At 71.1% G+C, this 13685-nt stretch carries 12 protein-coding genes and 1 pseudogene; 5 read left to right on the top strand and 8 right to left on the bottom strand.

Annotated features, from left to right (window positions below; genetic code table 11):
- The first annotated feature begins 2 nt into the window (after positions 1 to 2).
- Together ACZ6EG_RS27905 and ACZ6EG_RS27900 are read left to right on the top strand one after the other, a co-directional pair.
- On the top strand, positions 3 to 524 hold the full coding sequence (locus ACZ6EG_RS27905; protein WP_391971178.1) for a glutathione peroxidase: 522 nt from the start codon (positions 3 to 5) through the stop codon (positions 522 to 524).
- Between the two features lie 124 nt (positions 525 to 648).
- A pseudogene (locus tag ACZ6EG_RS27900) lies at positions 649 to 819 on the top strand (MerR family transcriptional regulator); the annotation flags it as partial.
- Between the two features lie 92 nt (positions 820 to 911).
- Here ACZ6EG_RS27900 and ACZ6EG_RS27895 read toward each other — a convergent pair.
- The 3 genes from ACZ6EG_RS27895 to ACZ6EG_RS27885 form a co-directional block, all read right to left on the bottom strand.
- The gene (locus tag ACZ6EG_RS27895; protein ID WP_356608259.1) at positions 912 to 1103 is read right to left on the bottom strand and encodes a DUF397 domain-containing protein; all 192 of its coding nucleotides are present in this window, start codon (positions 1101 to 1103) and stop codon (positions 912 to 914) included.
- A gap of 241 nt (positions 1104 to 1344) precedes the next feature.
- Entirely contained in the window at positions 1345 to 2202 is an 858-nt protein-coding gene (locus ACZ6EG_RS27890) for a helix-turn-helix domain-containing protein (protein WP_356608261.1), read from the bottom strand.
- Positions 2203 to 2510: 308 nt separating this feature from the next.
- Positions 2511 to 3272, bottom strand: coding sequence for a GOLPH3/VPS74 family protein (locus tag ACZ6EG_RS27885; RefSeq protein WP_356608263.1), 762 nt, complete (start codon positions 3270 to 3272; stop codon positions 2511 to 2513).
- Positions 3273 to 3450: 178 nt separating this feature from the next.
- On the opposite strand from ACZ6EG_RS27885, the gene ACZ6EG_RS27880 reads away from it, so the two are divergent.
- From ACZ6EG_RS27880 to ACZ6EG_RS27870, 3 genes are all read left to right on the top strand, one after another.
- Positions 3451 to 5928 carry a D-alanyl-D-alanine carboxypeptidase gene (locus tag ACZ6EG_RS27880; protein WP_469608536.1) on the top strand — a complete coding sequence of 826 codons (2478 nt, stop codon included), beginning with the start codon at positions 3451 to 3453 and terminating at the stop codon, positions 5926 to 5928.
- 195 nt (positions 5929 to 6123) lie between these two features.
- Positions 6124 to 7986, top strand: a complete 1863-nt coding sequence (locus ACZ6EG_RS27875; protein WP_391971180.1) for an MFS transporter — start codon at positions 6124 to 6126, stop codon at positions 7984 to 7986.
- A gap of 202 nt (positions 7987 to 8188) precedes the next feature.
- Positions 8189 to 9772 (top strand): sodium:solute symporter family protein, encoded by a 1584-nt coding sequence (locus ACZ6EG_RS27870; protein ID WP_391971181.1) that lies wholly within the window; start codon positions 8189 to 8191, stop codon positions 9770 to 9772.
- 51 nt (positions 9773 to 9823) lie between these two features.
- Here the strand turns inward: ACZ6EG_RS27870 and ACZ6EG_RS27865 are convergent, their stop codons facing one another.
- From ACZ6EG_RS27865 to ACZ6EG_RS27845, 5 genes are all read right to left on the bottom strand, one after another.
- On the bottom strand, positions 9824 to 10234 hold the full coding sequence (locus tag ACZ6EG_RS27865) for a VOC family protein (RefSeq protein ID WP_053132733.1): 411 nt from the start codon (positions 10232 to 10234) through the stop codon (positions 9824 to 9826).
- A 357-nt stretch (positions 10235 to 10591) separates the two neighbouring features.
- The gene (locus ACZ6EG_RS27860) at positions 10592 to 10717 is read right to left on the bottom strand and encodes a hypothetical protein (RefSeq protein ID WP_391971182.1); all 126 of its coding nucleotides are present in this window, start codon (positions 10715 to 10717) and stop codon (positions 10592 to 10594) included.
- A gap of 150 nt (positions 10718 to 10867) precedes the next feature.
- Positions 10868 to 11983 (bottom strand): ADP-ribosylglycohydrolase family protein, encoded by a 1116-nt coding sequence (locus ACZ6EG_RS27855; protein ID WP_469608532.1) that lies wholly within the window; start codon positions 11981 to 11983, stop codon positions 10868 to 10870.
- A 156-nt stretch (positions 11984 to 12139) separates the two neighbouring features.
- Complete coding sequence (locus ACZ6EG_RS27850) at positions 12140 to 12973, bottom strand: helix-turn-helix domain-containing protein (RefSeq protein WP_469608529.1); 834 nt, start codon at positions 12971 to 12973, stop codon at positions 12140 to 12142.
- Between the two features lie 225 nt (positions 12974 to 13198).
- Positions 13199 to 13630, bottom strand: a complete 432-nt coding sequence (locus ACZ6EG_RS27845; RefSeq protein ID WP_391971376.1) for an ATP-binding protein — start codon at positions 13628 to 13630, stop codon at positions 13199 to 13201.
- Positions 13631 to 13685: the final 55 nt, after the last annotated feature.

Below are 13685 nucleotides of genomic sequence, written 5' to 3'. Positions count from 1 at the left end.
TCATGACGACCGCAGAGAACGCGCGCAACAACGACAGCCTTCCCCTCGACGTCGAGATCGGCTCCCTCCAGGGCGGCTCCGCCGACCTCTCCCAGTACGCGGGCCGGGTCGTGCTGGTGGTCAACGTGGCCTCCAAGTGCGGACTGACCCCGCAGTACGCCGGCCTGGAGCGGCTGCACGAGCGGTACGCGGAGCAGGGCCTCACGGTCCTCGGCGTGCCGTGCAACCAGTTCATGGGCCAGGAGCCGGGCACCGCCGGCGAGATCGCCGAGTTCTGTTCGGCGACGTACGGCGTGACCTTCCCGATGACCGAGAAGGTGGAGGTCAACGGGGAGGGCCGGCATCCGCTGTACGACCGGCTGACCGGCTTCGCCGACGCCGAGGGGCACAGCGGGGACATCCGCTGGAACTTCGAGAAGTTCCTGATCGGCCGGGACGGCAAGGTCGCCGCCCGGTTCTCGCCGCAGACCGAGCCGGAGTCGGCCGAGGTCGTGGCGGCCGTGGAGGAGCGGCTGGCGGGCTGAGCGGACGCGTCGGTCGACCCTGCCCCTGGGTCAGGCCCGAGCCTCGTCGTCGCCGGGCGGACGGGCCGTCCGGCGACCGAGTTGCCGACGTGGATCGGTGCCTCGCTGGGGCGGCTGGAGGAGGAAGGCGCAGGTGGGCCATCCGCAGATCCTGGCCGCCTTCGAGGCGGTGGAGGGGTGGATCGCCGCTCGGGGCCTGACGGTGGCGGGGCCGTGCGGGGAGGTGTACTTCGCCGACCGGGAGGCGGCGGGTCCCGAGGACCCGGTGTGCGACGTGGCGTTCCCCGTGAGGTGAGCCGGCCTCGGGTCCGGAACTGAACAGAGCCCTCTCGGCAAGGTCGGCGAACTGGTCGAGAGGGCTCCGTCGGCTGGTGGCGCGTGGAGCCGTTACTCCTTGACCGAGGTCACGAAGGCGTTCCACGCGTCGGCGGGGAAAGCCAGGACCGGGCCCTCGAGGACCTTGGAGTCGCGGACGGCGAGCGCCGCCACGACCGGTGACTTGACCTCGACGCACGCGCCGTTTCCTCCGGAGTAGGAGGACTTGATCCACGATTCCTGGGCGCCCTGAAGAATTGCCATGTCTGCTCCGATGGCGAGTCGCTGAGTGGTGTCACCGCGCCTCGGCCCCATGGGGCCGCTGCGCGGTTCACGCCAATGACGCTTGATCTTTGGCGTGATCGACGCTACTCGCTGACCCCTCCCCCCGGAGCCGCCATTCACCCGACCGGATGGCATATTCCAGGTGAGTCTTCCAGTGCGCCCCGGCCGGGGTGTAACATCCCGCCCTCACCAGCCGGGAAGCCCCGTCAGGCCTCCGGCCTCAGCGCGCGTACTCCTTCGCCACGTCCTCGATGCGCTGCCGGGACTGCTCCACGTTCAGGGCCTGTGCCCGCAGGTGTTCGTACATCACCGTGTACTTCTGCACGTCCTGCGCCTTCTCCAGGTACAGGTCGCTGGTCACGCCCTCGATGTACACGACGCTGGAGTCCGCGGTGTCGGCGAACTCCAGGATGGAGTACTGCCCGTTGATGCCGGGGTGCGCGCCGACGTCGAAGGGCAGCACCTGCACGGTGATGTGCGGGAGCTGCGACATCTCGGCGACGTGCTCCAACTGCTCGCGCATCACCTGCCTGCTGCCCACCGTCCGGTGCAGGCAGGCCTCGTCGAGGACCACCCACAGGCGCAGCGGGTTGCTGTCGGCGGAGATGCGCTCCTGTCGCCGTATGCGGACCTGGACCCGTTTCTCGATGTCGGCGACGGAGGTCTCGGGCAAGGCGCCCTGGATGAGCGCCTCCGCGTAGGGGCGGGTCTGCAACAGGCCGGTGATGATCTGGGGTTCGTAGGTCCGCAGCGACTCCGCGTCGGTCTCCAGGCCGATGTAGACGCTGTACGGGATGTCCCCGAAGGCGTGCCACCAGCCCTGCTGCCGGGAGTCCTTGGCCATCTGCATCAGCGAGTCGACGATCCGCTGGTCCTCGACCTCGTAGACCCCGCACAGGTCGCGGACGTCCCGCTGGCTGATGCTGCGCCGGCCGTTCTCCAGGCGGCTGATCTTCGACTGCGAGACCAGCAGCCGCTCCGCCACCTCCTCGGCCGTCATGCCCTTGACTTCGCGCAGCCGACGCAGCTCCTGGCCGAGCCGGCGCCGCCTGACGGTGGGATTGACATTGGACGCCACGGGACGTGCACCTCCGGCTGCGTGACTCATGTGTGCCACTTTGCGTATCTGCTGCTGAGCAGACTGCCACCAAGGTGCTTTCTACCGCTGGGAAACGGTCGATATGCGCCGCGTACACGCCAGTTCGGGGCGCCACCCGTACACATGGCCGCGCGCGGGACGGCGGGACCGTGCCGGTGTCCGGACGTGCCGGACGTTCGGCTGTCCCGCCGCCCCGCGCGGACCCGCGGCTCCCGTGACCGGGTCTAGGGGACTGTGGTGCGGCGGTGCGGCGGTGCTGCGAAGGTGCGGTGCTGCGAAGGTGCGGTTCAGTGGGCCACGGCGCGTGCCATGGATCCGTGGCGCGGTTGCGCCGGAACGCCGCGTGCGGGTTCCGGGGCCGGCCTGGCCCCCGGTCCGGCGGCGGCCTGGCGGCCGGCCGGTGCCGGAGCGCGGCGTGGCTGGGCCACCGCGCCGTTCTGGACGTCCATCACCGCGTGCGCCACCAGACCGCCCATCGGGTCGTGTCTGATGAGGTCCCGCAGGCGGGACCGTGACGAGCGTCCTTCGTTGCCCGGGTAGAGGTGCTTGCCGAGACCGACCGCGTGGGCCAGCGCGGCGAGCGCCGCGGTCCGCGGGTCCGGCGGTACGCCGGTGCGGATCGCCGAGTCCAGCCGGGTCTTGATCTCCCTGCTGATCGCCGTGTCCGTCGCCTGATAGCGAGTCGTCGGCAGCACCCCGCACATCTGGCCCTCCACGGCATGCACCATGCCGCATCGCTCCAGATGCGAGAGGTAGGTCTGGCGCAGCCCCAGGCGGGGCCCGCCAATCCAGTTGACCGCCCGTACGGGAGCGCCACGCCTTCGCAGCAACTCCAACGCGCAGTCCAGTGTTGGATCTCCAGTCGGCCGTGGTGCCACCACGGCGATACGATCCCCGTCTGGGGCTATCCGTCCGGCCAGCGCCAGCTCCACCAGCTGTGCTCCGGCCAGACCGAGGTCGAGCGACTGCGGCTGTGCGGTGGTGCCCGTGGTCGGGTCCAACGCCAGCAGCAGAAGCTCCTCCGGAAGTGTTCTGCGGCTCCTGCCCATCCATGCCTCCCCGCGTGGATGACAGACAGGGTGACCCCTCTCACATTGGTCTGTCGAGGGTGCGTGACCGGTTCGTAGTGGAACCAGTAGGTATGTCGTTCTCGTCTACCGCGTGGGTCCTACCCGTACACAGGACACTGGTACATGGTTTCGGTAGCGCACACAGGACGTGCGGCGCATGGAGGAGGCATCGGTGGCGGGCGAGTCCCCCGACAGGTCGAAGCAGCGCGAGTCGTCGGAAGAACCGACGTCGGGGAGCGCGGGTCCGGTTCCCGAAGCGCGGACCGAGGCGAACGAGACGCCCGATCCGCGGCTGGCGGTGACGCGGGAGACCGCGAAGCCCTCGGCGTCCGCCGGGTCCGCGGAGTCCGCCGGGTCGGGCGCGTCCCGGGGTGGCGTCGATACGGCGACCCGGGTGCTGTCCGTCCGCGAGACGGACGCCCGGAGCGAGGGCGAGGACGCCGAACCGGAGGGCGCCGTCGAGGAGGACACTCCTGAGACGTCCGACACGCCTGCTTCATCCGATTCGAACCCTTCATCCACTTCAACTACTTCACCCGCTTCGTCCGATTCCGGTGATATGTCCGACGCTTCCGGCGCCGAGCCCGCCACGGGCGGCGACGGCCGGCTGCGGCACGCCGTCGCGGCCTGGGTGGCGACCGCGGACGAGCGTGCCGCCGCGAACGCGCGGACCGCGGACGCGGAACCGGCGGAGGGCGTGGCTGCCGCCGAGGAGGACGGCAAGGACCCGGACGCGCCCGCTGACGCCCCCCGCGGGGCGGACACCGACGCGGACGCCGGCACCGTGACGGACACCGACGCCGACGCGGACACCGAAGCGGACGCGGACGGTCAGGCCGGGGGCGCGACGGGGGCCGCCGACGGTCCCGAGGAGCCCGCCGACGGCGAGGTGGCCGACGGCACCGGTGACGAACCGGTCGCCGCGACGGGCGCCGGCGCGACCGCCGAGGGGCCCGAGAAGGGCGCAGGAGAGGCCGAGGGCGGGGAGCGGGCCGTCGATCAGCCCACCGCCGTCTTCAAGGCCGTACGCCCCTCCGCGCCCGCCGTGGACCAGCCGACGACGATGCTGAAGCTGGGCGACGCCGCCGCTACGGCCGGCAAGGCCAAGGAAGCCAAGGAAGCCGACCAAGCCGACCAAGCCGGGAAAACCGGCAAGGGCGGGGGCGCGGCCGCCCCGGCCGAGCGGGACGCCGAGCGGACCAGCAAGTTCGTCGCGCTGCGGCATCCTGACGACCCCGCCACGCGCAAGCCCCCGCCCGAGGCACCCCGCGCGCCGCAGGCACCCCGTGCCGGGGTCACCGCCGCCGTGCCGCAGGCCGGGCCCGAGCGGACCACGCAGCAGCCGCTGCCGCCGAAGCCGCCGCTGGACCTGCTGGCGGAGCTGACGAACACCCCGCCGCCCCCGGAGACGCCGCTGCGGACGACGGTCCGCCGGGTCAAGATCTGGACGCCGCTGGTCCTGCTGCTGCTGATCGTCCTCGGGGTCGTGCAGTCGATGCGGGCCCTGCCGGCACCCCAGCTCGACCTCACCGCTCAGGACAGCTTCACCTTCGAGGGCGGCAAGCCGGAGATCCCGTGGCCGTCCAGCGGGCAGGCCGCGCTGGACGTGCAGGGCATCGGCACGTTCGGCTCGTCCGGCGACCAGAAGCCCGTGCCGATCGCCAGCGTCGCCAAGGTCATGACCGCGTACGTGATCCTGCGCGACCACCCCCTCAAGAGCGGCGCCGAGGGCCCGAAGATCAAGATCGACCAGGCCGCCGAGGACCAGTCGCAGGCGGGCCAGGAGTCGACCGTCAACGTCTACGAGGGCGACTCGATCTCCCAGCGCGAGGCCCTGGAGAGCATCCTGATCGCGTCCGCGAACAACGTTGCGAGGCTGCTCGCCCGCTGGGACGCGGGGTCCGAGAAGGCGTTCGTGGAGAAGATGAACGCCGCCGCCGAGGACCTCGGCATGAAGAACACGACGTACACCGACCCGTCGGGCCTGAACAACACGACGGTGAGCACGGCCGTCGACCAGGTGAAGCTGGGCAAGGCGGCGATGAAGGAGCCCGCGTTCCGCGAGGTCGCCGCCATGATGTCGTACGACGACTACAAGGGCGTCAACCACTCCAACTGGAACCACCTGGTCGGCCACAACGACGTCGTCGGCATCAAGACCGGCACCACCACCTCCGCCCTCGGCAACCTCGTCTTCGCCGCGAAGAAGGAGGTCGGCGGCGAGACCCGGACCATCGTCGGGGCCGTGGTGCGCCAGCCCGCGGGCGGCAAGGACAACACCATCCTCGGTGCCGCCCTGGACTCCAGCGACAAGCTGATCCGGGCCGCGCAGGACACGCTGGAGTCGTCGACGATCCTGAAGAAGGGGAGCGTCGTCGGGTACGTCGACGACGGTCTCGGCGGCCGTACGCCGGTCGTCGCCACGCAGGACGTCAAGGCCGTGGGCTGGCCGGGCCTGACCGTCAAGCTCACGTTCACGGCGGACGAGGTGCCGCACACGGCCCCGGCCGGCACGAAGGTCGGCGCCCTCACGGTGGGCGACGGGGGCGCCGCCGGGGCCGTGAAGGTACCGGTCGCGCTCCAGGAGGATCTCGTGGAGCCCGCGCTGACGGACAAGCTGACCCGGCTGGGCTGACCGCCGGCCCCGCCGGGCGTTACCCAGCTCACAGAGCCCCCGCGGCCACCCGGTCGCGGGGGCTTTCGCGTGTCCGACGCGAGGAAGCGACGGCGCGGGAGCGCGTGCTAGCGTCGCGAGACGGGGCAGGTCGCCGGTCGCGGCAAACGGGACACGGCCGAAAGCAGAAGAACAGGACACGGGGAGTGCCTTCAGGTGGCCACTGCGGAGCCGACACGCGCCGAGAACGCCGACACGGGTTCGGGAGCCGGTCCGCGACCGCGCGTACCCGCACCGCGCCCGGACGGCGACCATGATCCCGGCCGTGCCGAGCGGGAAGCGCCGTCCGCGGTGAAGGCCGCCTTCCTGGCCCTGCGTGAGCGCATGCTGCGCCACCCCGTGCTCTCCGTCACCGCCCTGGCCGCGGTGCTGCACATCGCCTGGTTCTTCACCTTCGCGAACAGTGGCGGCGACCTCGCGGCGCAGGACGCCTGGGCGGAGTTCGTGGGCCGGCACCCCGGCTCGGCGTACAACCTCGCCTGGTACGGCGGCACGCATCCGGTGTCGTACAGCATGGTCTCGCCGTATCTGATGTCGGTGCTCGGCGTGCGCACGACGATGATGATCGCCGGGACGCTGTCGGCCGGGCTGCTGACCATGCTCCTGATCCGCAGCCGGGCGGTCCGCAATCCGTTGTGGGCGTCGCTGGCGGGCCTCTTCGGCCTGCTGGCCAACGCCGCGTCGGGGCGGGTGACGTTCGGACTGGGCACGATGTTCGGTCTGGGCGCGGTCGCCGTGGTGTTCTGCTGGCCGTACCGCTGGCGGTACGAGCGCTGGGCGAAGGGCCTGTGCGCGGCGCCGCTGGCCGCGCTGGCCACGATGTCCTCGCCGGTCGCGGGCCTGTTCGTGGGTCTGGTGGCGGTGGCGCTGTTCCTGCAGAAGCGTCGCCCGGGCGCCTGGGCGCTGGGGGTGGCACCGACCGTGGTGGTCGCGCTGTCGACCTGGCTGTTCCCCTTCTCCGGTACGCAGCCGATGGGCTTCGGCTCGGCGGTCCTGCCGGTGGTGTACGCGGGTCTGGTGTACGTGTTCGTGCCGCGCACCTGGACGACCGTGCGGATCACCTCGGCGGTCTACGGGCTGTCCGTGCTGCTGGTCTGGGCGATCAGCTCCCAGATCGGCTCCAACATCACGCGCCTCGCGATGCTCTTCGCGGGGGTGGCGCTGGTGGCCGCGCTGCCGTTCACGGTGGAGCGGACCCGCAAGTGGTACGCGCTCGTGCTCGCGATCGCCGGCTTCGTCGGCTGGATCGGCTTCAAGTCGGCCGACGACATCGTGCACACCACGCCCGCCGCCTCCTGGGCCCGTGAGCTGGCTCCGCTGGTGAACGAGTTGCAGGAGGTCGGTGCCGAGAAGGGCCGGGTGGAGGTCGTGCCCGCCCGCTCCCACCGGGAGGCCTCGGCCCTCGCGCCGTACGTGAACCTGGCCCGTGGCTGGCTCCGCCAGGCCGACATGGAACGCAACCCGCTCTTCTACGACGACACGCTCAACTCGGCGAACTACCACGAGTGGCTGAAGCGCTGGGCCGTGCACTACGTGGTGCTGCCCAAGGGCGAGCCGGACGGCGACGGCGGTGAGCGCGAGCGGGAGCTGGTGCAGCGGGGTCTGCCCTACCTGAAGCAGATCTGGGGCGACGCCAACTGGCAGCTGTTCCAGGTGACCAACCCCTCGCCGCTGGCGGAGCCCGACGCGTTCGTCCAGCGGGCCGAGCAGGGCGAGTGGACCATCGACGTGCGCCGGCCGGGCCGCATCCTGGTCCGGATTCCGTACTCGCCGTGGCTGAGCCTCGTCGACGCCGAGGGCAAGAAGCTGGAGGCGCCGCAGGAGACGGAGGCCTCCAAGAACGCCCCGGAGGGCACGCCGAAGACGTACGACAACGTCAACGGCTGCCTGATGGAGACGGAGGAGACCGCCGAGGGCGACAAGTGGACGATGCTGATCGCCCCCGAGGCCGGTACGTACCGGCTGTCGGCGCCCTACGACGTGCCGCGCGGCACCCCTTGCCCGGACGAGCTGAAGTAGAGCGCCGGCCGTTCATGTAGGTGAACGGAGGTCAGCAAGCCGAACATTTTTACTTGCTCTTGACCTTCCGCTTCCTTGTCGTGCCCGCGTCGTCGCAACCACGATGAGCGGGCACTTCGCGCCCTGCCTCGCCCCTACCCCGCTCGTGCGAAGTGCCAGCCAGCTGAGCGGAGTTCACAAGGCGGACCCCGGAAGGGGGCACATGAACGGTCTCGACTGGTCCGTGCTCATCGGCTACTTCGCCATCATGGTGGCGATCGGCGTGTGGTCGCACAAACGCGTGGACAACGTCAGCGACTTCTTCACGGCCGGCGGCAAGATGCCCTGGTGGCTGTCGGGCATCTCGCACCACATGTCGGGTTACAGCGCGGTGATGTTCACCGGGTATGCGGGGATCGCCTACACCTACGGCGTCACGTCCTTCGTCACCTGGTCCTTCCCCATCGCCCTCGGCATCGCCATCGGCTCGAAGCTGTTCGCGCCCCGCATCAACCGGCTGCGCTCACGGCTGCACGTGGCCTCTCCCCTGGAGTACCTGAAGAACCGGTACAACCTGCCCACCCAGCAGGCGCTGGCCTGGTCCGGCATGCTGCTGAAGATCGTGGACGTGGCCGCGAAGTGGGCGGCGATCGCCACCCTGCTCTCGGTCTTCACCGGCATCAGCCTCAACCAGGGCATCCTGATCACCGGCGTCATCACGGGCATCTACTGCACGATCGGCGGCCTGTGGGCGGACGCGCTGACCGAGCTGGGCCAGTTCATCATCCAGCTGCTGGCCGGCATCGCGATGTTCGTGGCCGTCGTCGCGAAACTCGGCGACTACGGCGGCTTCTTCGGCGTCTGGGACGAGCCCGCCCTCCAGGGACACGGCAAACCGCTGGTCGGCCCGTACGGCACGGTGTTCCTGCTCGCCTTCCTCTTCATCAAGCTCTTCGAGTACAACGGCGGCATGCTCAACCAGGCGCAGCGCTACATGGCCACGCCCAACGCCCGTGAGGCCGAGCGGTCGGCGCGGCTGTCGGCGGTGCTGTGGCTGGTCTGGCCGCTGGTGCTGTTCTTCCCGATGTGGATGTCACCGCTGCTGGTGGAGTCCCAGAAGCCGGACGGCTCCGACTCCTACGCGCTGATGACCGAGCAACTGCTGCCGCACGGCCTGCTGGGCCTGGTCATCGTCGGGTTCTTCTCGCACACCATGGCCATGTGCTCCTCGGACGCCAACGCCATCGCGGCCGTCTTCACCCGCGACGTGGCGCCGGTGCTGTCGAAGCGGGCGCGGACGTGGGGCGAGCGGGCCGGGCTGCTGGCGGCGCGACTGGCGACGGTCGTGTTCCTCGGGCTGTCGATGGCGGTGGCGACCCAGGTCGACTCGCCGACCTTCAAGGACATCATCACCGTCGTGATCAAGTGGGTGGCCGGACTGATGGGCCCGATCGCGATCCCGATGATGCTCGGTCTGCTGCGGCCCTTCCGCCGGTCGGGCCCGACGGCCGCGCTCACCAGCTGGTCGATGGGTCTGCTCGCCTTCTGGCTGGTCAACTACCCGATCAACTGGAGCGTGGACGGCGGTGTGCCGCTGGAGTACCAGGTGTCGATCCCGCTGGCGGTGTCGCTGGTCCTCTACGTCCTGGTCGGCTTCCTGAAGCCGGAGGACACTCCCGAGCGCCTGGCGATCATCGAGCGGGTCAACACCGACGACGACGGCGACCTGTCCGGCGCGGCGGCGGCGATCCCGGCGCCGGCGGGCGGAGTGGGCGACGCGAGGACGGGCGGCAAGGTGAGCGACTAGCCGGGGCGAACGCCCTCCGACCGGTGCCCTCCCGGGCACCGGTCGGTCCGTTCAGCGCACTTCCTGGATGCGGATCTGGTTGCCGGCCGGGTCGCGGAAGGCGCAGTCGCGGATGCCGTACGGCTGCTCGGTCGGCTCCTGCACGATCTCGGCGTTCCCGGCGCGCAGCTTCTCGAAGGTTCCGTCGAGGTCCTTCGTGGCCAGCAGGAGCCACCCGTAGGTGCCCTTGGCCATCATCTCGGCGACGGTACGGCGCTCGGCCTCGGTGATACCGGGGTCGGCGGCGGGCGGTGACAGCAGCAGGGAGACGTCCGGCTGGTCGGCCGGGCCCACGGTGATCCAGCGCATCGCGCCCTGCCCCACGTCCTGGCGGACCTCGAACCCGAGGACGTCGCGGTAGAACACCAGCGACGCGTCCGGGTCGTCGTGCGGGAGGACGGTGGTGTGAATGCTGATACCCATACGGCCCACGCTAGCGGGGCGGGGGGTGGTGTGCCCTGGTGGCGGGGGCGCGGCACCAGGCGAGCAGAAGTTGCGGGCATCCTTCTTGGCGCTCTCTATTTCTTCCTGCTCCGATTGTTGCGGGCCAGTTGTCAGTTATCGCCGCTGCCTGTGGAGGGTATGAGCCAACTGCCGTAACTTGCCGCCCTTTCCTCTCGTCCTCCGCTTCTGGTCTCGAAAGAAGGCCGCCCATGTGGCCACGGTTACCACCACACCTCGCTGGCGTCTCCGTCGCCGGAGAAGCCCGTGTCGTCACCGAGCCCAGCCCATCCCATCCCGGCCGGGAACAGGATCAAAGAGGTCCAGTCAGAGCGTCTGTCACTTCTTTTCACGCTTGAGGCGCCAGTAGAGCAGGGCGAATGCCACCACCATGACCATCGCTCCGAGGATGACGGTGGCTGCCGCGTTGCCCTCGAACCCGATGCCCACTACCGCTAGGTCCATTTGCTTTCACCTCTCAGAGCCATCCGCCCGTTATTCCTGCACCGCCGAAGTAACCCAATGCGGTGTATCCGAGGCCAACCCCCAGGCCTGTTTTTCTGACGTGACGACCGGTGTTGTAATCCGTGCCGTCGGGACGGTGGACCGCGGGGCCTAGGCGCGCGGGTAGCGCGTCAGCCAGCCCGGGGACGAGCCCGCCGGGCCGTGCAGGGCGGGGCCCTGGGTCATCTCCATGGCGAAGTCGTCGGCGAGTTCCAGGATCGTGGGGCGGCCTTCCAGTTCGGCGAGCCAGGCCGGCGGGAGCGCCGTCTCCCCGTGCAGGGCACCGAGCAGTCCGCCCGTCAGGGCGCCGGTCGCGGCGGAGGGCCCGTCGTGGTTGACGGCGAGCCGCAGCCCGTGCCGTATGTCCTCGCCGACGAGGGCGCAGTACACCGCGGCGGCGACCAGGCCCTCCGCCGTCCCCGCGCCGATGAGCCCGGTCACCCGTGCCGGGCCCGGCAGCCCCTGCCGGACGGCGCCCAGTGCGTGCTGGAGGGCGTCCACGACGGGCTCGTGCCCCGGGCGGGGGGCCAGCAGCGCGAGGGCCCGCTGCACGGCGGCGTCCAGACTCTCCCCCCGGGCCAGCCCGTGCACGACGACGGCGTAGGCGCCCGCCGCCAGACCGGCGGTGGGGTGGCCGTGGGTCTGGGCCGCGCACTCGACGGCGAGCTGGGTGACCAGTTGCGGCTCCCAGCCGACCAGCAGCCCGAAGGGCGCCGAGCGGGCGGCGGCCTCGGGTCCGCGCTCACCGGGGTTCTTGGGCGCCTCCGGGGTGCCCATGGTCTCGTCGCCCAGTCCGAGCAGCAGGGCGCGCGTCGCGTTCCGGCGGGCGTACAGCCACTCCTCGTGGGCCAGCCACCCGTCGTCCTTGCGCCGCAGGTCGGGCCCCCAGTCGCGTTGGGTGGCCGCCCAGCGCCGGTAGGCCCGGTGCAGGTCGGTGGGCGGGTGCCAGGCGCCGGTGTCCCGCCGGACCTGGGCCCGGATCAGCCCGTCGACGGAGAACAGGGTGAGCTGCGTGAGATGGGTGACGGCGCCGCGTCGGCCGTGCGCGGGGGCGAGGTCGGCGAGGCCGTCCGGGCCGTGCGCCTCCTGGATGGCGTCGAGGGCGAGCCCGTCGACGGGTGCGCCGAGGGCGTCGCCGACGGCGGCCCCGAGCAGCGTCCCGCGCACCCGGCTGCGGAAGTCCTGCTGCTCGGCGCGCCCCCAGACGGCACCGGCTGTCCCGCTCACCCGGACCTCCCCTCGACCTCTCCACACGCTGTCCGTACGTACGACGTCCAGCACTGTATTCGAACGGGACTGGTCGGTCAGGGCTGGAACCGTGTGGAAACGTTCACGTGACGGTCCGGGTGCGGGGCGGGTCCCTGACCGCCGGGCGAGTGCGTTCTAGGCGGCCCGGTGTGCGCCCGCGTGATCTGCCCGGCAGTCGCGGCAGCGGCCCGGCCGTGGGGCACGGAAGGCGCGTTCACAGCCGTCGCAGGTCTGGAAGGGGTCGGCGGCGCGCGGGCCGGGGATGTGCGGCAGGTGCGCGGGCAGGGCCGGGGGGAGGTCGGCGGTGAGACGGCGCTCCAGGAACGCCGCCGGGTGGCGGATCGGTTCCTGGGGGAGGCCGGCCGTCAGGGTCCGTTCCACGGCGGAGGCGGGCACGCCCCGCTCCAGCCAGACCGTCACGCAGGGGGCGAGGCGGCGGACGTCCCGTTCGGTCAGCAGCAGCCGGGGGTCGTGCACGCGGAGGCGGGTGAGCAGATCGGTCGCCGGTGTCCGAAGCGGCGCCCTCGCCGCCGGGGCCGGATCGGCCTCCGCCGGTACGGGTGCCGGTGCGTGTGCGGGTACGACGGCTGCCGCTGCGCCCGCGGCGGCCAGGAACGCGCGGGGCTTGTTGCGGGAGACCGTCCGGGTCACGACTCGGCCCGATGGAAGACGCTCCTTGGTGCGTGCGAGGTAGCCGTGCTCCTCCAGCTCCCGCAGGGCGGCGGCGATCCGGATCTCGCCCTCGGGGAACTTGCCCGCCAGCGTCTTGATCCCGACCGGCGCCCCGGCGGGCAGCGACTGGATGTGCACGGCCAGGCCGATCGCCGTCAGGGACAGCTCGGGGTGCTGGAGGAGGTGGTTCCCGACCACGGTGAAGTGGTCGTCGTGGGGGCGGTTCTCGTGCTCGACACCGCCGGGGCGACGGCCGGACGCGGGGCGCGCGTGCGCGCTAGGGTGCTGCTCAGTCATCGGGAAGCGTCTTCTTCCTAGGTGGTTAGGCCCTCGCAGTGGGATGGCAGTCCCGGCGGGGGCCGATTCATGTCTGGGGTGTTCGCGGCTGACGCTGCACCATGAACGCCGCGCGGCGCCAGCCGAGTTGGTGATATTCACTCCGGAGAGTGACCGACGGGGACGGCAGGGGTGGGGTGGGTTCTTTCCCGGGTTCTTTGGTTTTTGGCGTCGCGTCCGACCGGGTCACGTCCGCCCGCGACCCGGTGACCATTCGGCCCACACGGTCTTGGCGGGTGCGGGCCCTTCCACCACCCCCCAGCGGTCCGCGTACGCCGCGACGATGAGCAGTCCTCGTCCGTGTTCCGCGTCCTCGGTCACCGGGGCGTGGGCATGCGGGACCCGGTCACCCCGGGCGTCGGTCACCTCGACGCGGAGGACACCGTCGGGGCGCAGCCGCAGCGCGAGCCGGAAGTCGCGCCCCGGCACGCGACCGTGGAGCACCGCGTTCGCCGCCAGCTCCGCCACGACCTGCAACACGGCTCCCGACGGCACGCCCCAGTCGTCCAGTTGGCGCTCCGCGAGCAGGCGCGCGAGCCGGGCACCTCTGCGCGTCGCGGACAACTGGACCGCGAAGTGCGGTGCGTTCGGGGCGACGGACAGGTCCATTTTCTGCATCACGTCACCCAGCGTGGCCGTCCGTCCCTACCCTGAACAGCACCGACCTCGGTAC

The sequence above is a fragment of the Streptomyces sp. NPDC041968 genome (genome assembly GCF_055589025.1).
This window is presented reverse-complemented; position numbering and strand designations above follow the sequence as displayed.